This window comes from Parapedobacter sp. SGR-10 (assembly GCF_011030405.1).
Taxonomy (GTDB): Bacteria; Bacteroidota; Bacteroidia; order Sphingobacteriales; family Sphingobacteriaceae; genus Sphingobacterium.
This window is the reverse complement of sequence record NZ_JAAJTJ010000010.1, coordinates 75,925-101,871: the sequence shown is the minus strand read 5'-3', so window position 1 is coordinate 101,871 and position 25,947 is coordinate 75,925. Positions and strand designations below refer to the sequence as shown.

At 42.9% G+C, this 25,947-nt stretch carries 27 protein-coding genes; 11 read left to right on the top strand and 16 right to left on the bottom strand.

The features are described from left to right. The first annotated feature begins 92 nt into the window (after positions 1–92). Positions 93–608, top strand: a complete 516-nt coding sequence (locus G5B00_RS09600; protein ID WP_163874099.1) for an OmpA family protein — start codon at positions 93–95, stop codon at positions 606–608. Here the strand turns inward: G5B00_RS09600 and G5B00_RS09595 are convergent. The 7 genes from G5B00_RS09595 to G5B00_RS09565 all read right to left on the bottom strand — a co-directional run bounded on the left by G5B00_RS09595 (position 605) and on the right by G5B00_RS09565 (position 8,822). Continuing rightward, positions 605–2,026: an amino acid permease gene (locus tag G5B00_RS09595; RefSeq protein ID WP_240894445.1), complete on the bottom strand. Its 1,422-nt coding sequence runs from the start codon at positions 2,024–2,026 to the stop codon at positions 605–607. The two genes, G5B00_RS09600 and G5B00_RS09595, sit on opposite strands and share 4 nt — an antisense overlap. Positions 2,027–2,030: 4 nt before the next feature. Continuing rightward, positions 2,031–3,239 (bottom strand): type IX secretion system plug protein domain-containing protein, encoded by a 1,209-nt coding sequence (locus G5B00_RS09590; protein ID WP_240894444.1) that lies wholly within the window; start codon positions 3,237–3,239, stop codon positions 2,031–2,033. Positions 3,240–3,403: 164 nt separating this feature from the next. Beyond that, complete coding sequence (locus G5B00_RS09585) at positions 3,404–3,808, bottom strand: hypothetical protein (protein ID WP_163874093.1); 405 nt, start codon at positions 3,806–3,808, stop codon at positions 3,404–3,406. Positions 3,809–3,894: 86 nt separating this feature from the next. Continuing rightward, positions 3,895–4,770 (bottom strand): 4-hydroxy-tetrahydrodipicolinate synthase, encoded by an 876-nt coding sequence (dapA, locus tag G5B00_RS09580; protein ID WP_163874090.1) that lies wholly within the window; start codon positions 4,768–4,770, stop codon positions 3,895–3,897. A gap of 23 nt (positions 4,771–4,793) precedes the next feature. Continuing rightward, positions 4,794–6,812 (bottom strand): NAD-dependent DNA ligase LigA, encoded by a 2,019-nt coding sequence (gene ligA / locus G5B00_RS09575; protein ID WP_163874088.1) that lies wholly within the window; start codon positions 6,810–6,812, stop codon positions 4,794–4,796. A 112-nt stretch (positions 6,813–6,924) separates the two neighbouring features. Next, positions 6,925–7,956: a glycosyltransferase family 2 protein gene (locus G5B00_RS09570; protein ID WP_163874085.1), complete on the bottom strand. Its 1,032-nt coding sequence runs from the start codon at positions 7,954–7,956 to the stop codon at positions 6,925–6,927. Beyond that, a complete protein-coding gene (locus G5B00_RS09565; RefSeq protein ID WP_163874082.1) occupies positions 7,953–8,822 on the bottom strand; it encodes a lysophospholipid acyltransferase family protein in 870 nt (289 codons plus the stop codon). Before G5B00_RS09565 ends, G5B00_RS09570 begins: the two co-directional genes overlap by 4 nt. Positions 8,823–8,897: 75 nt before the next feature. Here G5B00_RS09565 and G5B00_RS09560 point away from each other — a divergent pair, with 75 nt between their 5' ends. Then, positions 8,898–9,509 (top strand): WbqC family protein, encoded by a 612-nt coding sequence (locus G5B00_RS09560; RefSeq protein ID WP_163874079.1) that lies wholly within the window; start codon positions 8,898–8,900, stop codon positions 9,507–9,509. A gap of 239 nt (positions 9,510–9,748) precedes the next feature. Beyond that, a complete protein-coding gene (locus G5B00_RS09555; protein ID WP_163874076.1) occupies positions 9,749–10,411 on the top strand; it encodes a hypothetical protein in 663 nt (220 codons plus the stop codon). 182 nt (positions 10,412–10,593) lie between these two features. Here the strand turns inward: G5B00_RS09555 and G5B00_RS09550 are convergent, their stop codons facing one another. After that, a complete protein-coding gene (locus G5B00_RS09550) occupies positions 10,594–11,172 on the bottom strand; it encodes a sugar O-acetyltransferase (RefSeq protein WP_163874073.1) in 579 nt (192 codons plus the stop codon). Between the two features lie 113 nt (positions 11,173–11,285). Here G5B00_RS09550 and G5B00_RS09545 point away from each other — a divergent pair, with 113 nt between their 5' ends. The 4 genes from G5B00_RS09545 to G5B00_RS09530 all read left to right on the top strand — a co-directional run bounded on the left by G5B00_RS09545 (position 11,286) and on the right by G5B00_RS09530 (position 15,797). After that, entirely contained in the window at positions 11,286–12,290 is a 1,005-nt protein-coding gene (locus G5B00_RS09545; protein WP_163874070.1) for an NAD(P)H-dependent glycerol-3-phosphate dehydrogenase, read from the top strand. Between the two features lies 1 nt (position 12,291). Then, the gene (gene hemF / locus G5B00_RS09540) at positions 12,292–13,188 is read left to right on the top strand and encodes an oxygen-dependent coproporphyrinogen oxidase (protein ID WP_163874067.1); all 897 of its coding nucleotides are present in this window, start codon (positions 12,292–12,294) and stop codon (positions 13,186–13,188) included. An 85-nt stretch (positions 13,189–13,273) separates the two neighbouring features. After that, positions 13,274–14,527 (top strand): M16 family metallopeptidase, encoded by a 1,254-nt coding sequence (locus G5B00_RS09535; RefSeq protein ID WP_163874064.1) that lies wholly within the window; start codon positions 13,274–13,276, stop codon positions 14,525–14,527. Beyond that, positions 14,517–15,797: a M16 family metallopeptidase gene (locus G5B00_RS09530; protein WP_163874061.1), complete on the top strand. Its 1,281-nt coding sequence runs from the start codon at positions 14,517–14,519 to the stop codon at positions 15,795–15,797. The genes G5B00_RS09535 and G5B00_RS09530 overlap by 11 nt, the downstream gene beginning before the upstream one ends. Positions 15,798–15,861: 64 nt before the next feature. Here G5B00_RS09530 and G5B00_RS09525 read toward each other — a convergent pair whose 3' ends face one another. Continuing rightward, positions 15,862–16,155, bottom strand: coding sequence for a hypothetical protein (locus G5B00_RS09525; RefSeq protein ID WP_163874058.1), 294 nt, complete (start codon positions 16,153–16,155; stop codon positions 15,862–15,864). An 8-nt stretch (positions 16,156–16,163) separates the two neighbouring features. Beyond that, positions 16,164–16,349 carry a hypothetical protein gene (locus G5B00_RS09520; RefSeq protein ID WP_163874055.1) on the bottom strand — a complete coding sequence of 62 codons (186 nt, stop codon included), beginning with the start codon at positions 16,347–16,349 and terminating at the stop codon, positions 16,164–16,166. 558 nt (positions 16,350–16,907) lie between these two features. Between G5B00_RS09520 and G5B00_RS09515 the strand changes: the two genes are divergently transcribed. Then, on the top strand, positions 16,908–17,411 hold the full coding sequence (locus tag G5B00_RS09515; protein WP_163874052.1) for a thermonuclease family protein: 504 nt from the start codon (positions 16,908–16,910) through the stop codon (positions 17,409–17,411). A 27-nt stretch (positions 17,412–17,438) separates the two neighbouring features. On the opposite strand, the gene G5B00_RS09510 is transcribed toward G5B00_RS09515, so the two are convergent. After that, complete coding sequence (locus G5B00_RS09510; RefSeq protein ID WP_163874049.1) at positions 17,439–18,638, bottom strand: pyridoxal phosphate-dependent aminotransferase; 1,200 nt, start codon at positions 18,636–18,638, stop codon at positions 17,439–17,441. A gap of 191 nt (positions 18,639–18,829) precedes the next feature. Here G5B00_RS09510 and G5B00_RS09505 point away from each other — a divergent pair, with 191 nt between their 5' ends. Then, positions 18,830–19,798: a polysaccharide deacetylase family protein gene (locus tag G5B00_RS09505; RefSeq protein ID WP_163874046.1), complete on the top strand. Its 969-nt coding sequence runs from the start codon at positions 18,830–18,832 to the stop codon at positions 19,796–19,798. A 41-nt stretch (positions 19,799–19,839) separates the two neighbouring features. Here G5B00_RS09505 and G5B00_RS09500 read toward each other — a convergent pair whose 3' ends face one another. After that, positions 19,840–20,418 (bottom strand): PhnA domain-containing protein, encoded by a 579-nt coding sequence (locus G5B00_RS09500; protein WP_163874043.1) that lies wholly within the window; start codon positions 20,416–20,418, stop codon positions 19,840–19,842. Positions 20,419–20,555: 137 nt separating this feature from the next. Between G5B00_RS09500 and G5B00_RS09495 the strand changes: the two genes are divergently transcribed. After that, positions 20,556–21,419, top strand: coding sequence for a neutral zinc metallopeptidase (locus G5B00_RS09495; protein WP_163874040.1), 864 nt, complete (start codon positions 20,556–20,558; stop codon positions 21,417–21,419). Positions 21,420–21,434: 15 nt separating this feature from the next. On the opposite strand, the gene G5B00_RS09490 is transcribed toward G5B00_RS09495, so the two are convergent. Beyond that, a complete protein-coding gene (locus G5B00_RS09490; RefSeq protein ID WP_163874037.1) occupies positions 21,435–21,809 on the bottom strand; it encodes a hypothetical protein in 375 nt (124 codons plus the stop codon). A 114-nt stretch (positions 21,810–21,923) separates the two neighbouring features. Between G5B00_RS09490 and G5B00_RS09485 the strand changes: the two genes are divergently transcribed. Continuing rightward, positions 21,924–22,145: a helix-turn-helix transcriptional regulator gene (locus G5B00_RS09485; protein ID WP_163874034.1), complete on the top strand. Its 222-nt coding sequence runs from the start codon at positions 21,924–21,926 to the stop codon at positions 22,143–22,145. Between the two features lie 26 nt (positions 22,146–22,171). On the opposite strand, the gene G5B00_RS09480 is transcribed toward G5B00_RS09485, so the two are convergent. From G5B00_RS09480 to G5B00_RS09470, 3 genes are all read right to left on the bottom strand, one after another. Continuing rightward, positions 22,172–23,842 (bottom strand): DNA polymerase/3'-5' exonuclease PolX, encoded by a 1,671-nt coding sequence (locus tag G5B00_RS09480; RefSeq protein WP_163874031.1) that lies wholly within the window; start codon positions 23,840–23,842, stop codon positions 22,172–22,174. 140 nt (positions 23,843–23,982) lie between these two features. After that, entirely contained in the window at positions 23,983–25,284 is a 1,302-nt protein-coding gene (locus G5B00_RS09475; RefSeq protein WP_163874028.1) for an NAD(P)/FAD-dependent oxidoreductase, read from the bottom strand. A 184-nt stretch (positions 25,285–25,468) separates the two neighbouring features. Further along, complete coding sequence (locus G5B00_RS09470) at positions 25,469–25,801, bottom strand: 2Fe-2S iron-sulfur cluster-binding protein (protein ID WP_163874025.1); 333 nt, start codon at positions 25,799–25,801, stop codon at positions 25,469–25,471. Between the last annotated feature and the right edge of the window lie 146 nt (positions 25,802–25,947).

Genomic DNA, 25,947 nt, shown 5'->3' with positions numbered 1-25,947 from the left:
ACTTGGCCATTAAAAATATGAAAAGATTAAAGTTAAACTTCAGAAGTCTTTTAAAGAATAATATTTATATATTTAGACCTTTAATGAAGATTATGGAGAAAAGAATAATATGGGGTGCATTTGTCGCCATGAGTTTAAGTTTTGCTGCCTGCAAACAACCTTTATTGACAGTCAATCCGGGAGCAGTCGTCACCAAAGACGGGACAGACGATGGATTGAAAAATGTAAAGAGCGAATTTAAAGATGCGTCGAGGACAGAAGAAGGTATCAAGTTCACTTTATCCTCGGATTTATTGTTCCCGACCAATTCCTCTTATTTGACAGAAAAAGCTAAAGCCGAGTTGGATAAATTGGTGAAAATCATGAAAGAGGATGCCCGAAAAAAAATAAGGGTCGATGGCCATACCGACGCAACCGGTACGGAGCAATATAATCAATGGCTATCAGAAAAGAGGGCTGCATCGGTCAAAGCACATCTGGAAAGTGCCGGAATAGCTGCTTCACGTATATCTACCAAAGGCTTGGGCCAGACAAAACCTGTCGCCGATAATAAAACACCCGAAGGTCGTGAAAAAAACAGAAGGGTAGAGGTTATTATTTTGAATTAATCGCCTTTCTTCTTCTTGACCAACCGATAACAAATCCAGAGTAATATCAGCCATATCGGTATCAATTCGACGGAGACTTTGAGCCCTGTAAACCACATCATGACCAGTACGCCGGATAGGAATAAGAGGCAGAGATAATTGCTCCATGGATAGAGAAAACTGGGGAAGAGTGTTTTTCTGTTTTGATTTTTTAGTTTCTTTTTGAAAAAGAGGTGTGTCCAACTGATCATGATCCAATTGATAATCAAAGAGGAAACGACCAGAGACATCAGTATTTCCAGGGCCTTTTCGGGGATGATCCAGTTGACAATAATGCATACGAATACCAATGCTGCCGAGACCAATATAGCTATGATTGGTGCATGATTCTTGTTCAGTTTTTTTAAGAAGTGAGGGGCATTGCCCTGTTCAGCCAATCCGTATAACATCCTCGAATTGCTATACACACAGCTGTTGTAAACCGATAATGCAGCGGTCAGTACGATGATGTTCAAGGCATTGGCGATGATGGATGTAAAGTAAAAAGTCTTTCCCCATAGGGCAAACTGATAGCTATTCAATGTGTTGAATACTTCTACAAACGGACTTGTATGAGCTGTGATAGACCGCCAAGGCATTAATGAAAAGAGGATAAACAGTGCACCTACGTAGAAGATCAATATGCGGATCAGCACCTGGTTTGTCGCTCTAGGGATGTTCTTTTGTGGGTTTTCAGCTTCGGCAGCGGTAATACCTACCAATTCTAACCCGCCAAAAGAAAACATGATGATGACCAATGCGGCCAGTAGACCTTGATAGCTGCCATCTCCGGCTATAGAGAGCCATCCTTTTGGAAAAAAACCGGCATCGTTGTATAGATTTGCGACGGTGGCCCGCTCGCCTCCACTGCCACTTATCAAGAGATACGAACCGAACAGGATCATTGCAATGATCGCCACGACCTTGATGATGGAAAACCAAAATTCGGTCTCGCCATATACTTTTACCGAAGCGAGGTTGACGGTGTTGATGACGATAAAAAAGAATAGACTGGATACCCATAATGGAATTTCGGGCCACCAAAACTGTACATAGACTCCAATAGCGGTCAGCTCGGCCATACTAACGAGAATGTACAATATCCAATAGTTCCATCCCGAAGCAAATCCGGCAAATGATCCCCAGTATTTATGAGCAAAGAAGCTGAAACTACCTGATACGGGCTCTTCCACGACCATCTCGCCCAATTGGCGCATAATGAAAAAGGCAATGATACCGGCCAAGGCATATCCCAGAATGACTGAAGGGCCCGCCAATATTGCTGCCCGTCCTATACCCAAAAACAAACCTGTACCGATGGCACCGCCCAAAGCAATCAACTGTATATGTCGATTGCTCAATCCGCGCTTTAACTTCTTTTCTTCTTTCGGTTGTTCCAAGGCTTTAGAGGTTTTTGTTGGGTTTATTGTGTATAGAGACATGACCTATGCCCAATATCTCATCCCAATAGGTTCCTGTCCTGCGGTGATACACCAGGATGACATAGTCATTGCCGGTCGAATAGAAGGTGTTGGAAAATGCATCCGTTATCACTTTGCCGTCAGGAGTCTCCAGTACGTACTCGTAGTCGTAAAGCCCTTGTTTGAGCATGATATTGGCTTCCCACAATCCTGTTTGTTTGTTGAGCACCAATTGGTTTTCGGGGTTTCGCTGAAAATCATTGAAACCACCGACGACAAAAATCTTGCCTTTGATATCCTGGCTGGTTTGCAGGGTAAATCGTACATGGCTGTAATCACTTTGGGTTTCGGGATCACGGTTGTCCATGTTTCGTATATAGAAACGGCCATTTTCGTCGTACGTGGTCGCATATGCCATGGAACTGTGGTCTTCGTCCGTAAAGAGAATGGCATGTACTGCCGAGTCCAGTTTTAACTCTTTGACCTGCCCGGAAGCCGATTGGGTACTCCGCAGATCGACATATCGGAATTCATTATTGCCTAAAAAGTCCAATGTTTCATTGCCGTTGTACTTTATTTCATTCTGCCCGATAAACATGGGTGAAGTAAGCAGCATCTTGTTGTCTTCCCGTTGGTTTTGGAAGACATGCAACTGTACATCCCGATGCGGGTTGTTGATCGTCAGGGCCGACGTTCGGATATTGACATTCAGTTTTTGGTTGGTCAGCCTTTTGTTGGCCTGCAAGGAGGGAATAATACTGCTTTCGACCTGTATCAATGGGCGGACGACATAAAATCGTTTTGTGATGACCAAGCGATGCTTGTCGGCATCTTCATAAATCTTCAATAGGTAATTTCCAGCAACTTTCGGAGCGATATATTCGTTTGGAAAGCGGAGCTCATAATGGGTATAGGGTTGAAGAGTACCTTGTGACACGGCATATTTGTCGATGCGATCCTCGTTGTAACCAGTAGCGTAATCCAGTGCTTTCAATCTACTGGGTTCCCAATTTGCATCACAATGCTCTATACTGTAAAAATAGGTGCGTACATCTCCGCGTAAGTCATCAAAGGATAAGAAAAGCTGTTCGGTACTGCCCAACGTATAGATAGGAAGCGAGCTTTCCTGGCCTACAGGGTAAAACTGTACCGTACGAATTTCGGGAAGGTAATTCTTGTTGGCGTAGACCAATGTTTGTCTCGGAGACTGTTCGATCTGTACCCGTTGCTTTTTTCTTTTTTGAGCGTATGCCTCGTTTGTCCAAACACTGAGGAGACAACAACACACCAGACATTTGCAAATAAATGAAATTATGGAAGATGGACAAAGATTGATCACAGTGGAATTTTTATTGGTTATTTCATCTGAACAATCCTGTCGACGACATACTTGGTATTGCCACGCCAAGGCAGTACGCCGTGGTATTCCTTGTAATGCAAGTCGAAGAACTTTCCGCTATTGCTTTCCAAAAGATGAAAAATCGAGTCGTTCTCTATGGAAAAAATAAATTCATTGCTCGTAATCGTACCTGTACGACCACTGCCAAAACCTTCCTGTATCAATTTACCTTCATAGGTCTTGAACAGGTTGCCTTTCTTTACGGCATAGTTCAGATATCCGGATTTGACACCTTCGCCGAATACAAAGTAATATTTGAAATACACTATTCCAGCAATGGACAATAGCAGTACGACGAGTAGCCAGCCCAAAAATGATTTTATTTTTGAACCTTTTTTTTCTATTGTATTGATTTCCTCCATACTAATAGTATCGTTAATTCAGATTAAAGATAGTGTATTTTTTTAATATGTAGAGACACAATGCATTGCGTCTCTACATACTATAATTATATTTTCCTCAATTCATTATCTATCTTTTGCTGTGTCTGTTCGCCGACAGGAACCAAAGGCAAGCGTACACAGTCTTTTCCGAACCCTTTTTGCTGGAGGATGTACTTGACACCACAGGGATTGCCTTCTACAAAACAGAGGTCTGTGATATACAGCAATTGGGCGTGGATTGTCCGAGCTTCGGCATAACGGCCTTCGGCGCATAGCCTGGCCAGTTCGGCCACTTTGGCGGGGAAAGCATTTCCTACTACGGAGATGATTCCGACAGCGCCTAAGGCCATCATGGGCAGGGTAGCCGGATCGTCTCCCGAAATCAATAGGAAATCTTCCGGTTTGTCACGCATAATTTCCGACATCTGGGCAAAATTGCCCGAAGCTTCCTTGATCGCCACGATATTGTTGAATTCTCTGGCCAATCTGACCGTAGTTGCTGCGGCGATGTTGCTTCCTGTTCTGCCCGGTACGTTGTATAGTATGACGGGTAGGGAGGAGGCTTGGGCGATAGCTTTATAGTGCTGATATATGCCTTCCTGTGTGGGCTTATTGTAATAAGGAGATACAGATAGGATAGCGCAATACCCGGCCACGTCAAATTCTTTGATTTGTTTGACAATTTCGGCGGTATTGTTGCCACCGATACCAGCGACCAGCGGTACACGTCCCGCGACCTTATCGGCAGTATATTTCCAAACGTGCTTTCGCTCCTCAGAAGTCAGAGTCGCCGTTTCGCCCGTTGTTCCCAGCGAAACGAGATAGTCCATGCCTTCTGTGATCTGATATTCGATCAGATTGCCAAGGGCCTCAAAATCAATGGCTCCGTCTGCATCAAATGGAGTAACCAATGCCACACCTGCTCCTTTAAGCTCGTTCATTTCTGTTTGTAATATTTAAATTGTTATGTATTGATCATGTTTAATAAATCCTGCTCCGAAATAATGGGAACTTTCATTTTTTCAGCCTTGACGAGTTTGGAAGGCCCCATTTTGTCTCCTGCTACCAAGAAGTTGAGTTTGGCAGAAATACCACTCAGCATTTTGCCGCCATGAGACTCGATGAGGGCAGTCAATTCTTCGCGGGAATAGTTTTCGAAAACTCCCGAAATCAAAAAGGTCTTGCCTGATAGGCCATTACCTGCCAGTACGACCTCTTTTTCCACTATTTCAAACTGTAATCCGGCTTCAGCCAACTTGTGAAGTTCGATCAAGTGAGATTCCTGCTTCAAGTAATGATGGATACTCTCGGCAATGCGTATCCCGATATCCTGTACAGCAGCCAGTTCTTCGATAGAGGCGGCTTGTAGGTTTTGCAGGGATTTGAAATGTGCGGCCAGTTTTTTGGCTACTGTCTCACCTACATGACGGATACCAAGCGCAAAAAGTACCTTTTCAAAAGGTTTTTCTTTAGATTGCTCGATACCTGTCAACATATTTTCGATAGACTTCTGTCCAAATCTTTCGATGTGTACAAGCTCGTCTTTCCTGTCTTTTAGGGTGTAAATGTCGGATATTTTCGAAATAAGCCCTAATGAATAGAATGTTTCTATTGTTTCGTTGCCCAAACCTTGTATATCCATCATTTTGCGACCTATGAAATGCTGCAATTTGCCCACGATCTGTGGTCTACAACCATATTCATTGGGACAATAGTGTACAGCTTCGCCTTCTTGTCTGAGCAGGGGAGTACCACATTCGGGACAAGTGGTGGGATAGACGATAACGGCGGCGTTTTCGGGTCTTTTTTCAAAATTGACTCCCATGACCTTGGGGATGATTTCTCCACCTTTTTCTACATACACCGTATCCCCTTCGTGCAAATCGAGGCGTTGTATTTCGTTGGCGTTGTGCAAAGAGGCTCTTTTGACGGTGGTACCGGCCAAAAGCACGGGTTTGAGATTGGCTACAGGTGTGACCGCACCTGTACGGCCTATCTGATAGGTCACGGCTTTCAGGGTCGTTTCGACGCGCTCAGCCTTGAATTTGAACGAGGTAGCCCATCGGGGTGATTTGGCCGTAAAACCCAACTCTTCCTGATAGGCAAAGTCATTGACCTTGACGACAATCCCGTCGATGTCATAGGAGAGCTGGTGCCGTTGTGTATCCCACAGGTGTACAAAGTCCAAGACTTCATCTATATTGTTGCATAAGCTGACATGCTCACATATCGGAAATCCCCATGATCTGACGGCCATTAGGCTTTCCCAATGGCTACTGAATATCCTGCTTCTATTGTCGGCGTAAAGGAAATAGAGAAAACAGTCCAATGGCCTCTTGGCGACTTCGGCCGAATCCTGCAATTTTATTGTGCCGGAGGCAAAATTTCGAGGGTTGGCATAGGTCTGCTCTTCGTTTTCAGCACGCTCTTTGTTGAGGCGTAAAAAGGCGGCTTTGTGCATGAATATCTCTCCCCTGATTTCGAAAGTGTCGGGATATGAGCCGTGCTTGAGTTGATGGGGGATATTTCGTATGGTACGCACGTTTTGCGTCACGATATCTCCTTGTATACCATCACCACGCGTCACGGCTTTAGCCAGTTTACCGTGTTCGTAGGTAAGCGATATGGACAATCCGTCAAATTTGAGCTCACACACGTATTGAACCTGGGTGCCTATGGCTTTCTGTACACGCTCATCAAAGTCCCGCAATTCTTGTTCGTTGTAGGTATTGCTTAGGGAAAGCATGGGCCAACGGTGTCTTGCCGTCTCAAATTTGGACGTGATGTCGCCACCGATTTTTGCGGTTGGCGAATTGGGATCCTTGTATTCAGGAAATTGTTTTTCCAGGGTTTCCAACTCCTTGAGTTTAATATCAAAGTCATAATCCGAAATGACGGAGTTGGCCAGAACATAATATTGGTAATTATATTCGTTCAGCTCTTGTGTAAGTTGTGCTATTTTTTCTTGAATATCGCGTGACATCGAAGCGAAATTAAGAAATTTTAAAACCTAAAAATAATTTTTAAAAAAATAGGGTTACAAATAGGGAAAACACGGTGTCTGGGCTGATCTTCTGTATTCGGTTGGTTGGCTTTTATGTGAAATCTTTTTCGTTCAAATCCGAATATCTGCGTATTTTATTTATATAAAAATCCCAAATTATGCACTTTTTATATTTTCCTTTTTTGTTTTCATGTCGCTCTGCTCTTTCTCTTTTTTTTGCATTTTGGAAGAACTTGAGGCAAAAATATTGATGTGCGCGACTGACGGCCCAAGCATCTTTTTTTTTGCCTTCGAATAGAAAACGTACCAACGCGAACAGGTCAAGCCAGAATCGGCAGCCTATAATCCATACGGCCTGCCAAAAGGGGAGATTTTTTTGAAGCATGACCAGGTTATTGCGGAAGTTGAGGTAAGTCTTTCGGGGATTGCTTGTCGGGAGCGTGCCCCCTCCGACATGGTAGACGGTACTTTCGTAGGTATAACCGATCTTGTGTCCTTGTTTTTTCAGTCTCCAGCAAAGATCTATTTCTTCCATGTGTGCAAAGAAGTCCGTATCGAAGCCGTTGACCTCGCGCCATGCGGTGGAACTTATGCACATTGCTGCTCCTGATGCCCAGAATATTTCCCGGTTCTGGTCATACTGTCCATGATCTTCTTCGCAGACATTCAATATGCGACCTCTGCAAAAAGGGTATCCAAAGGTGTCGATAAAACCTCCCGCAGCCCCGGCATGTTCGAAATGGGTCTTTTGGTGATAGGATTTGATTTTTGGCTGTACGGCTGCATACCCTTCCTTTTCCATGAGCGCAATCATGGGCTCTATCCATCCTGGACTTACCTCTACGTCAGAATTGAGCAGGATGAAATAGTCGGCACCTACTTGTGCCAGGATCTGGTTGTATCCTCCCGCAAATCCATGGTTGGTCTCGTTTTGGATAATGGTAATATTGGGATATGTTTTGCGTATAAAATCTACCGAATCATCTGTGGAGGCATTGTCACCCAGTACGAATTCCACATTCGGATAGGTACTGTTGTACACCGAAGGCAAAAATTTCTCAAGAAAAAAACGGCCGTTCCAGTTCAGTATGACCACGGCAACTTTTGGATATGCTGTCCTCATATAGCTCTCCTCTTGCGCTTCCAACGATTGTGCGACCACAGCCAGTATGCAGGTTCTTGCCGGATGACCTCTTCGGTAAAACGATTGTGCAACTGGGTAATTTCGTGTTCGGTGTACATTTCCGGATTTTCTACTAAAGTAGTAAATTTACAGAAATAATAGCCTCTTTTTTTCTTTCGGCCGATTTGGCAAAACACAACAGGGTCACTGGTCAATCTGGCTATACGTTCGGTGCCGGTATATACCAATGCTTCTTGGTGGAGAAAATCCATGAAATAATCTGAATCTTGGTATAAGGGTGTTTGATCGGCAACGAACATACTGATATGGGGTTGACCCTTCAATCGGACAATATGTCGCAATATCTGTTTCATAGGTACCATGATCGCCCCAAAGCGGCAGCGTATCTGGTTTTGTATGTCGTCAAAAACTTTGCTGTTCAAGGGTTTGTAGATAATGAGCTTGGGATAGTCGGTCATTAACGAAAGCCGGTGTATGCCCAATTCCCAATTCGCATAATGTGCGGTCACACCGATGACTGCTTTGCCCGCTTCAAAATGACGGATGACTTCTTCCTCATTCAGCAATTCTATGCGCTCCTTTACCTGTTTTTTGGAGATTGTACGCATTTTGATGGATTCTACGACTATATCGGGAAGGTAGCGATAGAATTTTTTGGCAATGTGTCGTATCTCTTGGTCTGATTTTTCAGGAAAGGAATTTCGAAGATTGGTATAGACGATTTTTTTTCGGTAACCGATGACGTAAAAAATAAGGACGTACAATATGTCCGATATCCTGTAGAGTACCCAAAACGGCAATAACGACAAAGTCCATATAATTGCTGAAAGGATACTTTTTCTCATTCGGGCGTTTCAAGATCTTTTTTCTATTGCAAATATCCTTATTTTTGTTCAAAATTTTCAGGTTAAATTTTTAGTATGTCATTAGCTTTATTGTTTGCTGCGAATTACTTTCCCTGCATATCTTATTTTCATGCTATCCAAAAGGACGAATTGCCCATTCTGTTGGAGAAACACGAGCATTATCCGAAACAAACCTATCGCAATAGGACTCGAATAGCTACGGCAAATGGAGTACTGGACTTGATCGTGCCGATACGCCATGGTCGTAAGGAGCGTGTGTCGATGAAGGATATCCGTATCAACTATGAGCACGATTGGCAGCGGTTGCATTGGTTGAGCATACAGACGGCCTACAGGAGTTCGGCTTATTTTGAGTATTATGAAGCTGATTTTGTGCCTTTTTTTGAGGAAAAGCATGAATTTCTGTTGGACTACAATGTGGCTCAATTGGAACTTATCTTGAAAATTCTGAAAATAAACCGTTTTATATCTTTTACGGAAAGCTATGAAAAATCACCGGAGTCCATGATCGATTATAGAGAGGCTATCCACCCCAAAAAAGAAAGTGCATATGCATCGGAAAAACCTTATTATCAGATATTTGAGGATAGGCATGGATTTGTCCCGGATCTGAGTATTCTGGATTTGCTCTTCAATCAAGGGCCACAGAGTAAGCTTTATTTGTAGTGGGAAATTGGCTTTTTGAAACAATTTGGCAGAAGATGATGTTTATTTGAAGAGCTACCTCAAAAGTCCTCGTCATGTTGAGCGAAGCCTAGCGAAGTCGAAACATCTCATTTTAAATGGGGATTGACCATGATGAGATTTGCTTCGCAGCTGCCTTCGGCGGTCTTCCGTTCCACTTCGTTTCGGTCAGAATGACGATAATGTTTGACTTTTGAGACAGCTCCCATTAAAAAAAACCTATGAATAGACTGATTTTGTTGGTTGTTGTATCCGCATCTTTTCTATATAGTCATGCCCAAAAGGGAGCGGATACGATACATTATAATAAAGTGTATTATTTTGCCGGTACCGGATTGGGGATACCCTTGGGCAAGACTAGGGAAGTGTTGTCTCCCAAGGTATTTGCAGGGAGTATGGGTGTGGATTTTACGTTGAAAAACCCGAAGTATTATGTCTATCCGGCACTGTACATGCTTTCCTTCAAGTACAAACAGCAGTATCCGGATCCACAATACAATAAAATCATTGAGAATGGGCCTTCCAGTGTGTATATGTTGAGTCTGGCGGGAGGGAGTCGTAGGCAGTATGACCGTCTGAATACGTATGTATACGCCGGGCCAACGATTGGCTTGGTCAGTGAGCCTAGGGCTGTGGACGAGGGGGATGTAGTTCGTGTCAAAAGCTTAAGGTCCATTGCTTTTGGTACAAAAGTAGGTTTCGGAGCAGACTATAAGTTCAAAGGTTTTTTTCTATGCACAGAGCTGGGGTATATGTACAATTTTGATAAAATAGAGAAAAAGCCTTTTCAGGCATTGACTATCATGGTGGGACTCAAGTCGGATATCACGAAGATCAAAAACAAAGTGGTCGATATACTGGCTCCCGATCCGGATGAAAAATAAATCTGTTAAAAAATGTTAAGGCAATATTGTGTTGGTTTTTTGGCATAATGTTTGTTCAAATTTACGTGAATTTAAGATTCATAATTTCATATTTAGGTTAATAATTGGTTTGGTAAAATCCTGGGGCTCCCCGCCTCGGGATTTTTTTATGTAGGGGCGTGCGTCTATGGAGACGTAAGATTTTACGTCTCTACTTTATCTTTTTTTGTAATCTCCCGCAATACCCGACAGGGGTTACCTACGGCAACGACGTTGGCGGGAATATCCTTGGTCACGACGGAACCGGAACCGATGACGGTATTGTCACCTATGCTTACGTTGGGATTGATAATCGTATTACCGCCGATCCACACGTTGTCACCAATAGTCACAGGTAGTGCAAACTCCAATCCACTGTTGCGTTCCTCGGCCTCTATGGGGTGTCCGGCTGTATAGATGGAGACGTTAGGGCCAAACATGACATTGCTGCCGATCTTGACCGGAGCGCAGTCCAAAATGGTAAGGTGGTAGTTGGAAAAGAAGTTTTCTCCTATGTGGATATTGAAGCCGTAGTCGCAGTAAAATGGTTGTTCGACACAGAACATTGTTCCGGTAGTTCCAAACAGTTTTTTGATCAGGGCTTTGCGTTCCTTGTGATGCTTCGGGTCAATCTGGTTATATCGGAAGCAGGCTCGCTGGGCTTCCAGCCGTAGGGTTGTGAGTTCTTTTGTGTTGGCGTAATAGAGTTCGCCATTTATCATTTTTTCTTTTTCGGACTTCATGCTCGTGAATCAAGTTGTTTCAAAAATACCATTTTTGGTAGATATCGTGTGGAAATAGGGGTAAAAACCTTATAGGTTTACTATTAATTTATTATTAAGTATCTTTGGCCGGAATGGATAAATATGCAAAGATCGGTGTAATAGGTAGCGGTAGTTGGGCTACGGCTATGATAAAAATGTTGACAGATAATGATGCGGGCAAACCTGTCTTTTGGTGGGTACGCAAAGAAGAGGATATCGCTTTTATCCGGAATTATCGGCATAATCCTACCTATCTGAGTGCGATTGAGATAAAAGTTCCTCCACGATCCATTAGTTCGGATGCGAAGTGGGTCGTACAGCAGTCGGATATTGTGGTACTCAACACGCCGGCTGCCTACCTGAAGGCGGCATTGGCAGATATACATGCCACTGACCTAAAGGACAAGATCATTGTCTCCGCCATAAAGGGCATCATTCCGGATGAAAACCTGATCGTGGGCGAATATCTAGCAGAGCAGTATGCTGTTCAGGAAGAAAATATTGTCGTGATCGGAGGCCCTTGCCATGCAGAGGAAGTGGCTCAGGAAAAATTGTCTTATCTTACCTTCGGTTGCCGGAATATAGATAAGGCCGCGTGGATTGCCAATTTATTTAGCACCCGCTATATCAAGACAGTGTTGTCCTCTGATACCATAGGAATTGAGTACGGAGCTGTCCTCAAGAATATCTATGCTCTGGCAGGAGGGATATGCCACGGGCTAGGATACGGGGACAATTTTCAGGCGGTACTGGTATCCAATGCCATCCGTGAGATGGAGCATTTCATGGAGAAGCTAGAGCCAAGAGGACGTGAAATCAATGCGTCGGCTTATCTTGGGGATTTATTGGTCACGGCTTATTCGCAATTCAGCCGAAATCGTACGTTTGGTAATATGATCGGCAAAGGCTATACCGTGCAGTCTGCGCAATTGGAAATGAATATGGTAGCAGAGGGATTCTATGCTTCCAGTTGTATACAGCACAAAATCCATCAACTAAATTTGGATATGCCAATTTGCAATATGGTCTATGACGTACTGTACAGGCACAGACCTGCCCATATAGCGGTTGCAGAATTGGCCGAAAACTTTACATAAGATGATAGATAAAGAACGCATTGCCGAAGTGTATCGGCATATACAGGATGAGATTTGTACAGCTTTGGAGGCCCTTGATGGCAAAGCCAGGTTTGAACAGGAAGTATGGGAACGGGACGGTGGCGGCGGCGGACGTACGCGCATTATCCAGAACGGTACTATATTGGAAAAAGGAGGTGTGAATTTTTCGGCGGTGCACGGAAAGCTACCAGAGGTCATTAAAAAGTCACTCGGTGTAGATGAAGATGATTTTTTTGCTACAGGCGTGTCTATTGTCATCCATCCGAACCATCCGCACGTACCTATTATCCACATGAATATCCGGTATTTCGAGTTGAACGAGCAGATCAGGTGGTTTGGCGGAGGTATTGACCTGACACCACATTATATTGTGGAGGAAGATGCCCGGTATTTTCATGCTCAGCTAAAAGCGGTTTGTGATAGACACCACCCCGACTTTTATAGGGATTTTAAGGCTTGGGCTGATGATTACTTTTTTATCAAACACAGGAATGAAACCCGGGGAATAGGAGGGGTGTTTTATGATAAATTGACTCCACTGAAAACAGGTCTCACCTATCAGCAGATCTTTGATTTTTCCTGTGACCTGGGACACAATTTCGCTCCCATATATACCGAACTGGTCAATAGACACCGGCATCGTGACTTCTCGTCGGAAGAGAAGGAATGGCAACTGCTTCGACGTGGCCGATATGTAGAGTTCAATTTGGTCTATGATGCCGGTACAAAATTTGGCCTGGAGACAAATGGCCGTGTAGAATCCATACTGATGAGCCTTCCAAACCAGGCCAGTTGGTTGTATGATTTCAAAACCAAACCTGATTCAAACGAACAACATACATTGGATTTGCTGAGGAAAGGAATAGATTGGGCTTAGAAATTATGAATTATGAATTGGGAATTATGAATTTCAAACTTTCTCCATTCGTAATTCGTAATTTTTCATTCATAATTTAAAAACTATGATAGATTTTACAAGATTTACATTAGACAACGGCTTGACCGTATTGGTCCACGAGGATCGTGCGACGGCGATGGCGGTAATCAATATCCTGTACAAAGTGGGCGCGAGGGACGAATCTCCCGAACAAACGGGGTTTGCCCATTTGTTCGAACACTTGATGTTTGGTGGATCTATCCACATCCCAAGCTATGACACCCCCTTACAGCAAGTAGGTGGGGAGAACAATGCCTTTACGAGCAATGATATCACAAATTATTACCTGACATTGCCGGCCAATAATCTGGAAACAGCTTTTTGGTTGGAAAGTGACCGTATGCTGAGTCTGGCGTTTAGCGAACAAAGCCTAGAGATCCAACGACAGGTGGTGTGTGAGGAATTTAAGCAGCGCTATCTGAACCAACCCTATGGAGATGTATGGTTGCGTTTGAGACCCTTGGCTTATAAGGTACACCCTTATCGCTGGGCGACGATTGGCAAGGAACTCCGACATATCGAAGAGGCCAGGATGGATGATGTCAAGGCATTTTTCAAAAAATACTACACACCTCAAAATGCTGTCATGGTCGTGGCGGGAGATGTGGATACACAAGAAGTAAAACGACTGGCCGAAAAATGGTTTGGCAATATTCCGAAAGGCGAAAGTTTTGTCCGCGATCTGCCTGCCGAACCTGTACAGACTGAGCCGAGGAGAGAAGAGGTGGTCGCTGAAGTACCGGCTGACAGTATTTATGTCGCATTTCATGGGCCAGACCGACTGTCGGACGATTATCAAACTATGGATCTGATCTCTGATATTCTTTCTCGCGGTTCGTCATCCCGGCTTTATCGTTCCCTGATCAAGGATCAACGACTGTTCAGTGAGATCAATGCGTATGTGTTGGGCAGTATAGATCCCAATCTGTTTGTGGTCGAAGGAAAACCGTTGCCTCATGTCGCTTTGGAAGAAGCCGAACAGGCTATATGGAAGCAGTTGGACGAAGTCTGTACAACAATGGTATCGGAAGAAGAATTGCAAAAAGTAAAAAACAAGATCGAGTCTACCATGCTCTTTGCTGAATTGTCTATTTTGGATAAAGCCATGAATCTTGCGTATTACGAAACTATCAGCAGGGCAGAAGATTATAATAAAGAGGTTGAAAAATATTTGGCCGTAACGCCTCAACAGATCCAGAATATGGCACAATACTTATTTAGAAAGGAAAATTCATCAACATTGATCTATAAAGCCAAAGGAGGTCCGCATGTTGAATAGATCTGTAGCTCCCGATTTTAACCCGATAAAACCATTGACACTGATCCATCCCGAATCGGTCAAATATGGTAACGGGTTGGAGGCTTTTGTATTTCAAGCGCCTCAACAGGAACTGATGAAATTTGAGTTTGTCTTTGACAATGTATTTGATGCGGACGAACATCCTCTTGTCAACACGGCTATGGCAGCTATGCTGAAAGAGGGGACAGTATCTTTGTCGAGTGCGGAGATAGCTGAAAAAATAGATTTTTATGGGGCTTATCTGATTCCTGAATATAGTCTTGACCATACGACATTGACCGTGTACACTATGTACAAGTATGTGGATAAGGTGTTGCCTATTGTGAGTGATGTATTGAAAAACAGTATCTTTCCGGAGAAGGAACTGGAAATTTTTGTGCGCAACAGCAAGCAGGCCTTGCAGATAGCTCTTCAAAAAAATGAAGTGTTGGCACGAAGGCTTTTTTACCAGAATATATTTGGTGGAAACAGGTATGGAACTATTCCGACCCTGGAGAGCTATGATGAGATCGGCCGTGCGCATTTGATCCATCTTTTCCAACGGCAAATACATCCGAATAACTGTACATTGTTCGTTGCCGGAAATGTGGATGCTACTGTATTGGAAAAGGTAAAGGTCTATTTTGGTGAAGATTGGCAGGGTATAGCCGAGCTTTCGGGCAATAATCTGGTCAGCCTGACCGAAATGTCCGGAAAAAATGTGTTGGAGCACAAGCCAGAGGCCTTGCAGTCGGCTATTCGTATGGGAAGTTTGACGGTCAACCGTACACATGCCGATTTTCCTGCGATACAGTTTGTAAATACATTGTTGGGAGGATTCTTCGGCTCACGTTTGATGCGCAATATCCGAGAGGATAAAGGCTACACCTACAGTATTGGCTCAGCGGTGAGTAGCTTGAAGCATACAGGTTTCTTTACGTTGGCTTCCGAAGTAGGCGTGGATGTGACGGATGCTACATTGGTCGAAATTGAAAGAGAGTTTGAAACTTTGCGGCAGGAGAAGACGAAGCAGGAGGAGATCGACTTGGTGTTCCGCTATCTGCAAGGAGGGATGTTGGGCAGTCTAGAAAGTATATTTTCGCATGTGGACAAGTTCAAAGCGGTGTACCTGTCCAATATGGATCTATCCTATTACGATTATTATGTCGATGTCATTTCCAATATGAGCCCTTCGCGTGTGCAGGATATCGCTATCCGGTATTTTGATTTTGAAAAGTTGGTAAAGGTAGTTGTTGGGAAGAAGGGGTAAGGTCTGATAAAGAAAACTTCACAATCCGTGAAGTTTTCTTTATCACTTTCTTTGTTGATAAGTCTCAATTAAGCGTGGCACTAAACAAAATACCAAAACGATTACTATTCAATATTTCTCGTAGATCATTGCTTGGTTTGCTATCTACACTGGTTTTTCCATAAGTGATAGCGGCACCAAGTCCCCATCGGCGGGAAATCCACCACTCTTTACCTGCTTTAAGTTGGAAACTCAGTCCATGCTCTGTCGAGGCACTATAATTATTTTCCTGATTTAAAATGCTGAAATTGCCTAAACCTAAAGAACCTGAAACAAACAGGTTGGAGGGTGTATAGTAAGTAACCCCACCTCCAAACATAGTTTCACTTATGGATACCTGATTTGATGTTTTCGTACTTCCGCCAGCAACCGTAATTTTTGGACCCACCAACGAATTGGAAAGTAGTGTGGCATGGAGAGAATAAGGTTTTCCTTTACCGCTCCTCCTATCTTGAGGTCAAACAAGCCGCCGACGCCACTCATGTCGTACTCTCCATCTACGTTGCTGTTCATGTGGATAGGGCCGAAAACGCCTCCAAGACCCATCGATAAGAAGAATCCGGTATGTTGTCTTTCTTTTTTCTGACCGTAGACGCTGAAACCTACTACTATTGTTAGTAATATTGTAAAGATTTTTTTCATAATAAGTGTAAATTTTTTTAACCATGATAAAACTTGTCCGAACTGAATTTATTAATCCTTTTTGGAGATAGTTCGTACAGGTCTATTGCGTTTGGTGTTTAATTATTTCGATGCAAAGATAAATTTTTATAAATTATTTTTAAAAAATAATAATAATTCAATATTTTGAATCCTCAACAGGGGATTTAACTAAGAAATTATCAGATATTTCGATATGACCTTTTTCTCCTTACGATATACTGTTTTTGTTTATTGAGACCTAATTATATTGCTCTAATCGAGTTCCAAAGTTCAATGGATATACTAGGATAATTTTTGTAAATTTGATTTTAATACATTACATTTTTTTCTTTAGAAATCTAATAGTCGAGGAAGTTAAGATGGAAGTGAACTTTTAATCATATCATAAGTTTCGTGAAAGTAAAGACAATGCTATACCGAATATTAAGAATTACTGTTATTATTTTTGTGTTTGGGGTTCAAACTTCTTGTTTGGAGGCCAATGGCACCAAAAGAGATGAAAGTGACTATTATCGTGTGACAAAGGTGGTCGACGGAGATACGTTTTGGGTGAGCAATGGTTCGCCCAGAGATGTTAAAGTACGTCTGATCGGTTTGGATGCGCCCGAAACAAGGAAATCCGGTCATAAAGATGTGGGGTATTATGGGGAAGAGGCTAAGGAATATCTGACTGAGCTTTTGTTGGGTGAATGGGTTCAGCTTGTAAGTGATGTGGATTCACTGGATCGTTTTGGACGAACATTGGCTTATGCCTACTTGGAGGACGGCACATTTGTCAATGCCGAATTGATAAAAAATGGTTATGCTGTGATCCTGACTATCCCTCCGAATGTGAAACATGCGGGTTTTTTCCAGGAATTGCAGGCTGAAGCGAGAAGGTATAAAAGAGGGGTATGGGGAAATAGAATGTAGAGACGCAATGCATTGCGTCTCTACGTTTTAAATAGTCCTTCCCGGATATTCGGCCAGGCCTTTTTCGAGGCATACAAGGGCTTTATGGAGATCTTGCTGATTCAGTACATATGCCAGTCGTACCTCATTCGTGCCTGCCCCGGGTGTACTGTAGAAACCCGTTGCGGGAGCCATCATGACCGTTTCGTTTTCATAAGCAAATGTCTCCAGCATCCATTGACAAAATGCATCGGCATTGTCTATTGGTAGACGGGCGACAACATAAAATGCTCCTCCCGGATTGGGACAGAACACACCTTCGATACGGTTGAGACCATTGACCAACGTGTCCCGACGTGCGGTATATTCCTTGGAAACAGCTTCAAAATAAGAGTCTGGTGTATCCACCGCCGCTTCGCCGGCAATCTGTCCTTCCAGAGAAGGGCTCAATCGCGCTTGCGCAAATTTGAGGGCTGTCTGATAGAGAGACTTGTTTTTGGTGATGATACAGCCTATGCGTGCTCCACATGCCGAGTACCGTTTGGAAACGGTGTCGAATACCACGACATGCTCTTCGAGACCTTGCAGATGCATGGGTGATATAAATTCACGGCCATCGTAGCAAAATTCTCTATAGGCTTCGTCGGAAAAGAGGTAGAGGTCATACTTGAGACACAATTCACGCAAAGCTTCCAATTCTTCACGAGAGTAGAGATATCCAGTTGGGTTGTTTGGATTACATATCGCAATAGCTTTCGTTTTGTCGGTGATGACCTTCTCAAATTCGGCAATGGAGGGCAAGGCAAATCCATTTTCGATGTGAGACATGATGGGCTTGACGATGACATCGGCCGAACATGCAAAGCCGTTGTAATTGGCATAAAATGGCTCGGGAATGATGACTTCTTCGCCGGGATTGAGACAGGCTTGCATCGCGATGGTAATCGCTTCGGATCCACCATTGGTCACAAGGATATCCGTCGGAGTAATGTTGTAGTGAAGCTTGTTGTAATATTCAGCCAACTTGCTCCTATATGACGCTGTCCCTTCGGAAGGGGTGTATGCCCATACCTTGAAGTCACAGTTTTTCAAGGCGTCCAACATGCCTTGAGGAGTTTCGATATCGGGTTGCCCTATGTTGAGATGGTATATTTTCTTTCCTTCTTTTTTAGCCTTATCTGCATAAGGTGTTAGTTTTCGGATCGGAGATGCAGGCATATTGATGCCTTTCTGTGATATCTGTGGCATAATTTTGATTTATTTTGGCGCAAAGATAGTGAATTTTGTACGTATTAAGGGTTAATCGTTTAAAAGTTTAACTGCTTAGGAGATGTGCTGTCAGTTAACCGATTAAACCCTTAAACAGTTAAACAATAAAGATGTTGCTTTTCATTTTTTTATGCTAATTTTGTTGAAAATATTTTTTTAAATTAAAATACATGAATAAGCGTGGGTGGATGATGTCCATGGGATGGTTTGGTTTGGCTATTGTGCTGTTTTGCTTTTCTTCTTGCCAGAATATATCCAGTACGACTTTAGACAGTCTTAAAAATACGCGAAAGGGGCAACCAGAAGGGATAGATACGATTCCGGAAGCTGAGCCTGAGCCTACACCTCTTCTGCTGGACAAATGGGATTCGTTGCAAAAGAATTTGGTTATTTTTCCCGTGGACTCGTTGCGTCCTGTTGATGTTAAAGTGCAAAAGAGGCTGCTGAGGGACTCCCTTCGTAAAGAATTTAACAAGCACCCTAAACATGTATTTTTGACTTTTGATGATGGCCCCTTGGTGGGCAGTGCCGCGATAGACTCTATTGCACGTGCCCGAAAGATCAAAGTAAGTGCTTTTTTGGTCGGTCGCCATGCGGGTATGGGCAAAGGGCGTCAAAGAGATTTGGAAAGGTATAAGGCCAATCCTTATGTGGCTTGTTATAACCATAGTTTTACACACGCGTACAATAGGTTCAATACATTTTATAGCAATCCGACTTCAGCATTGGCTGACTTTGAGAAGAATGAAGTGGATTTGAGACTAGAACATAAAATTGTCCGGCTTCCGGGACGTAATATTTGGATCTACGATAATGTACGGAAAATAGACTTGAAAAGTGGGGCAAGTACAGCAGATCTACTGTATTCGAATGGTTATCGTGTTTACGGTTGGGATGTGGAGTGGAGGATACAGAGTACGACGGGTATCCCTGTGCAACCGTTGAATGAAGTGTTTAATCGTATGCGAAACTTTATGAACAACAAATCGTCCATGCGACCTAATAATGTGGTGCTACTCATGCATGATGATATGTTTCAGACACGTAAAGGCAAACAATTGCTCTTGCAATTACTAGATAGCTTACAAAAGCAAGATTATAAGTTTGAGTTTATCGAAGATTATCCGATAAAATATTAAAGGAGGAACAAGAGGTTCCTCCTTTAATATTTTTATGCTATTTACCCTTTTCGGAGGTATTTGGTAAGGATAACGATCGTTTGTCCTTCGACTTTCCCTTCGATCTGTTCGATATTGTCTTGTACCAATCGTATGTTTTTAACGACTGTACCCAATTTTGCACTTAAAGAGGATCCTTTTACATCCAATGTCTTGATAAGCACGACAGTATCGCCGTCATAAAGTCTTGTCCCGTTGGAATCTTGGTGGAACTGTACGGTTCCGTCTTGCTCATGGTCACCGGTTTTCTTTGCCCATTCGAGATTTTCATCGTCTAAATAAAGGATTTCTAAGTTGTCTGCTGCCCAGCTTTCATTGCGGAGGCGACTCAACATACGCCATGCAACTATTTGCACTGCTGGATATTCGGACCACATAGTATCGGTCAAGGTTTTCCAATGGTCGGGATTCAATTGTTCTTTTTTCTCTATTTGAGACTTGCATGTCTCGCATACCAAGATACAATTGTTGACATTGGGTATATCGACCGGAGGTACTTCGTATATAGAGAGCCCATTCGTGTTGCCGCATAATTCGCAGATATTGTGACTGCGTTCCTTGAGTTGTTGTTCGATATTCATTGCGGCAAAGGTAATAAAATTTGTAGTAGAGACGCAATGCATTGCATCTCTACAAAAAAATAACAATCCCAGTTTAAAAATAAAAAGGATATGCCAAAGAATTCGTATAATTGTTTTAACTTGAAACAAACAGAATTATGAAATGGCAAGGGGGCCGCAGAGGCGGCAATATCGAAGATAGGAGAAGGATGTCTACCGGTGGCAAAGTTGCCCTTGGTGGTATCGGAGGGGTAATCGTCTTGTTGATCAGTCTTTTTATGGGGGGCGATCCGACCCAATTGTTGGAACAGATGCAGAATGCCGGAGGTGCAGCTACACAGCAAGGCGAGTATCAGTCTACACCGGAGGAGGATAGATTGCTTGATTTTGCCGATGTTGTGTTGGTCAGTACAGATGATATTTGGACAGCATTGTTTCGACAATCGGGACAGGCTTATCCTAAACCTTCGTTGGTCGTGTACACACAAGGTACAGAAACGGGAGGATGTGGTTATGGGCAATCAGCCTTTGGACCGTTCTATTGTCCAGGTGATCAAAAAATATACTTGGATTTGAGTTTTAATCGGGAGTTGTCCCAACGATTCGGTGCAAAAGGCGAATTTGCGTTGGCTTATGTCATTGCACACGAGGTGGGGCATCATATTCAGCAAGTACTTGGTGTATTGCAGAAGACAAATGCGATGCGTGCCAAAATGAGTGAAAGGGAGTATAATAAGATTTCTGTCATGACCGAACTACAGGCAGATTTCTATGCAGGGGTGTGGGCACATTATGTCAACAAAATGACGGATATTGAGTTGACTTATGACGATATTGTGGATGGTATGCGTGCTGCGGCTGCCGTAGGGGATGATCATATTCAAGAGCAGGCACATGGCCACGCTAATCCGGAATCTTTTACGCATGGTACATCGGAACAGCGGATGTATTGGTTTAAGAAAGGGTATGAAACGGGGGATATTCATGCGGGAGATACTTTTAGTGATCCTAGTCTAAGGTAATATAGATACAAAGCCTTATAGGTTTTTCCGTATATCATGGCTGATGGTCTGTTCGTCCTCTATTGAAATATTCATATGCCGAATACCTAGGGCTCCCAAGCGCTTGATAGCATAGTATTTTCTTCCCCAATGAAGGGCGGTTTCCTTATTTTTATGTTCGAGATGATAGACATAGTTCTTTAAGGCTTTCTGTTCGATAGCATATTTAAAATGAAAAGACTGGAAAACGATTAAGCCGAATGTTATTCCGATAATGAAGGCGTGATGCCATGTGATTTCGCCGAAAAAATAAAATAGAGGTATTACACCTATAGTTAAAACAAAACAAAATACCCTCACTCTTATCAATCTGCGATGTAAGATATCGATACTTTTTTTATAGCTATTCATATATAGAGTTTGATAATGAATAATGTTTGGTTGTATCAAAGGTACACAAACCCTTGAAAAATACAACATATTCGTTGTAAGTTTTAAAATTCAATAGTCTTTCCTTTACCTACTATGGAAGACAGGCAGATCACACTCCGAAAGTTGGGAGAACGTATAAAATACATCAGAAAAGAAAAGGGGATAACACAGGAAATGTTGGCTTATTCCATTAATAAGGACCAGCAGTCCATACAGAGATTGGAAAAGGGAAAAATCAACCCTTCATTTTATTATCTCTACCAGATATCCGAAGGCTTGGGTGTCAGATTGCAGGAAATTGTTAATTTTATTTAATAGAGACGTTGCATGCAACGTCTCTATTAAGATGTTTTTTTTGATTTAAAGTATGTCGTAATTTCAGCCAATGAGAAGGCATTTAGACATTTTTCCTTGGTCAATCCTCCCTTTCGTGCTACATACACACCATAGTGCATGTCTAGTAATCCCTCTGTGCGATGCGCATCAGGATTGATCGAGAGGAGTACCCCTTTTTCCAGTGCATATCGATGCCAGCGCCAGTCCAAATCCAAACGTAAAGGATTGGCATTTATCTCGATGACAACTTGGTTGGCCGCACAAGCATCTATTATTTTCTTAAAATTCAGTGGATAGCCACTTCTGGATAAAAGAAGCCGGCCAGTAGGGTGCCCTAATATCGTCGTATAGGGATTTTCAATGGCTTTTAGCAGGCGTGTCGTAGCTCGATCTTCATCCATTTTAAGGTTGCTGTGGATAGATGCAACGACAAAGTCAAATTGTGCCAATATCTCATCTGGATAATCCAGAGTACCGTCAGAAAGAATATCGCTTTCAATGCCTTTGAAGATTTTGAAAGGGGCCATCTGTTGGTTTAGCTGATCTATCTCCGCCCATTGTCGCTCCACGCTTTCGACAGACAGGCCTCCTGCGTACACGGCAGTACGGGAGTGGTCACAGATACCAAAATATTCCAGATTCAATTCTTCTTTGCAGTATCGGGCCATTTCGGCCAATGTATGTACACCATCCGAATAGGTGGAGTGGTTGTGTAGAGAGCCTTTGAGGTCGTCGAAGGTGATCAGTGTCGGCAATTGATTGTCTTTTGCCCATTCGATTTCGTCGAGCCCCTCTCGTAGTTCGGGTTCGATGTAAGCAAGTCCTAAGGACCGATATATGTCTTGCTCACTATTGCCAATGGGAATAGGTGTTTTGATGTGTTGCAGAAGTTTTAGGTGTTGTTCGGAACCTGTCGTCAATAATAAATCCAAGGCGAAAAGATCGGCTGTGGTACTATATATGACAAATGGGCAATTGTTTTCGTCCCGGAAAGAGATCGTATTTTCTTTTGTCTCTATCTTCCATTCGTTGTCCAATTGCTGAATGGCCGTACACAGGTTTTCCAGTGTGGCATCGCAGATGACCTCTATATGGGATAGTATCTCGCATTTTCGTCGGATAGCTCCTGTATATGAGATCTGATGAGAGGGAAGGCTTGTTGAGAGGTGCCTGTAAACATTTTCTGCTGCAGGTAACAGTTTTGCATAGAGATACCAACCTTGATTGGCCAATGTAAATTCGATAGCTTTTTTGATCTCTTCCTGAGTTTTGAGACCGAATCCTTTGGCTTCGATCAGTCGGTTTTCGTTGCAGGCATAATAGAGCTCGCCTACGCTTTCGATCTGAAGGTCTTGCCAAATAATTTGAATTTTCTTGGGTCCGAGACCCTTGATCTTGAGCATTTCCAAGATTCCTTCTGGCGTTTTCTCCAATAGGCTATCCAACTCGGTAAAAGATCCTTTGTCCACGATCTGTTTGATTTTTTCGGCTGTACTTTTTCCAATACCTTGTTGGGCACTCAGCTGTTCGATGTTGGCTTCAATAGCGGAGAAAGGTAATTTGTCTATTTTGAACGATGCACTGGCCATTGCTTTGGTGCGAAAAGGGTTTTCGTTGTGCAATTCCATCAATTGGCTGCAAAGCCTAAAAGTACGTGCAATCGTTTTATTGTCCATAGCAGGATTTATTTTGTCGTTTTTCCAAAAATAAGAAAATATCTCTATTAAAAAGTCCGTAGGATCTTTCGGAACTCTAAAGACAGATATGGGAATTATTGTATTCGTAGAGACGCGATTAATCGCGTCTCTACAGGATATTATTTTATTGGAGAGGTGGGCCGTGGCCGGTTGTATGGATAGACGATGAGCCGTATTCCCGAATTTTTTGTCAGGAACTTGATGGTCCAATTGACAAAAGTGACGACTTTGTTTCTAAATCCGAAGATAGAGACCAGATGGATGAACATCCATATCATCCAGGCAATAAAGCCTTTCATGTGAAACTTGCCTACGTCTACTACAGCTCTGTTGCGACCTACTGTAGCCATGGAGCCTTTGTCGAAGTACTTGAATTCTTCTTCATTGGGCTTTCCATCGACGGAATTCAGGATATGCTGGGCAACGTATTTACCTTGTTGCTGTGCTGCCGGCGCTACGCCTGGAAGCCCCCGTGGTGTATCGTCGGTAATCATGGCGGCTACATCACCAATGGCATATACGTCTTTCATGCCTTCGACCTGACATTGACCATTGGTTCGGATACGATTGCCGCGTTCGATGAGCTCGGATGGAAGGCCGTCTGGAAACTGTCCTTTTACGCCAGCTCCCCATATCACGGTCTTTGTTGGGATACTTTCGCCGTTATTGAATGTAATGGTATTGCCGTCGTAACCTGTCACTTGGGTGTTGAGCTTGACCTTCACGCCAAGCTCCTTCAAATACCGTTCGGCATCACGGGAAGATTTTTCCGAAAGAGCTCCCAGGATCTTGTCTGTTCCTTCGATAAGGTAAACTTTCATTTCGTGTTCACTCAATTCGGGGTAATCTTTTTTGAGCATATGCAACTGGATTTCGGCGATAGCTCCGGACAGTTCGACACCTGTTGGTCCCCCTCCTACGATTACGAAATTCAGATAACGTTCTCTGTCGGCGATATTTTTGCGCAAAACGGCTTCTTCCAGATTTTGTAATACATAACTACGGATATTCAACGCTTCTTTGACACTTTTCATCGGAAGAGCGTATTTTTCCACTTCCTGGTTACCAAAGAAATTTGTTGTAGCGCCAGTCGCAATGACCAAGTAGTCGTAATCGAGTATCCCGATAGATGTATGTACTTCTTTTTTCTCGTTGTCGATATGTTGTACTTCGGCCAGACGAAATTTAAAATTCATCTGGGACTTGAACATTTTACGAAGGGGAAAGGAAATGGAATCTTCGGCCAGTGTACCTGTAGCAACCTGATACATGAGTGGTTGGAAGGTGTGGAAGTTGTTTCTGTCAATAAGAAGCACCTCTACATCTTTATCTTTTAATGTGCGTGCCACTTCTACACCACCAAAACCGCCACCGATAACGATGATACGAGGGAAAGAACGCTCTGAACGATTCAACAACATGTCTTATTCGTGTTTTTTCTAATATGTGACAAATATCTCAAAAAATCATAAAATATTTATTTTTATTTTGTGATTTATAACCTTGTTTTTGCTTGATAATACCGCTATTTCTAATTTTCTCTGCAAATTTTTAAGCTAAAACCGTGATATACATAGTGTAATATATACACATGTGTATGGATGCCTATTGTAAGGCTCCCCTTATTTTGAAGGATAAGCCGTCGTTGTCGTTTGAAAGCCTTAGCTGACAAGCCAATCTACTGTCGAGATCGGCGTCCGGCAACGTATCCAGCATATCCAGTTCCTGGTCTTGAGGAGGAGGAAGATGTTCTGCTCCGGACTTTATCTGTACATGGCATGTTGCGCATAATGCCATTCCTCCACAAGTGGCCAATATATCGTATTCGGCCGCTTTGAGAATCTCCATCAGACTGAGGTTGACATCAGTAGGTATGGCCACTGTTTGTATAGTGCCATCCCTATCTTCGATGTGTATGTCAATTATGTTGTCTTCCATTGATTTTCTTTAATTGAGGTTTTTGTTTAGGTGTACGACAAACATCTCTTTACGTCTCAAAATTCCTCGCAGAGCCGCTAAGAAAAAGCTTTGTGAGAAATATCGTGCTCATCTTCACGTTTACCACCTCTGTCTCTTTATTTTAA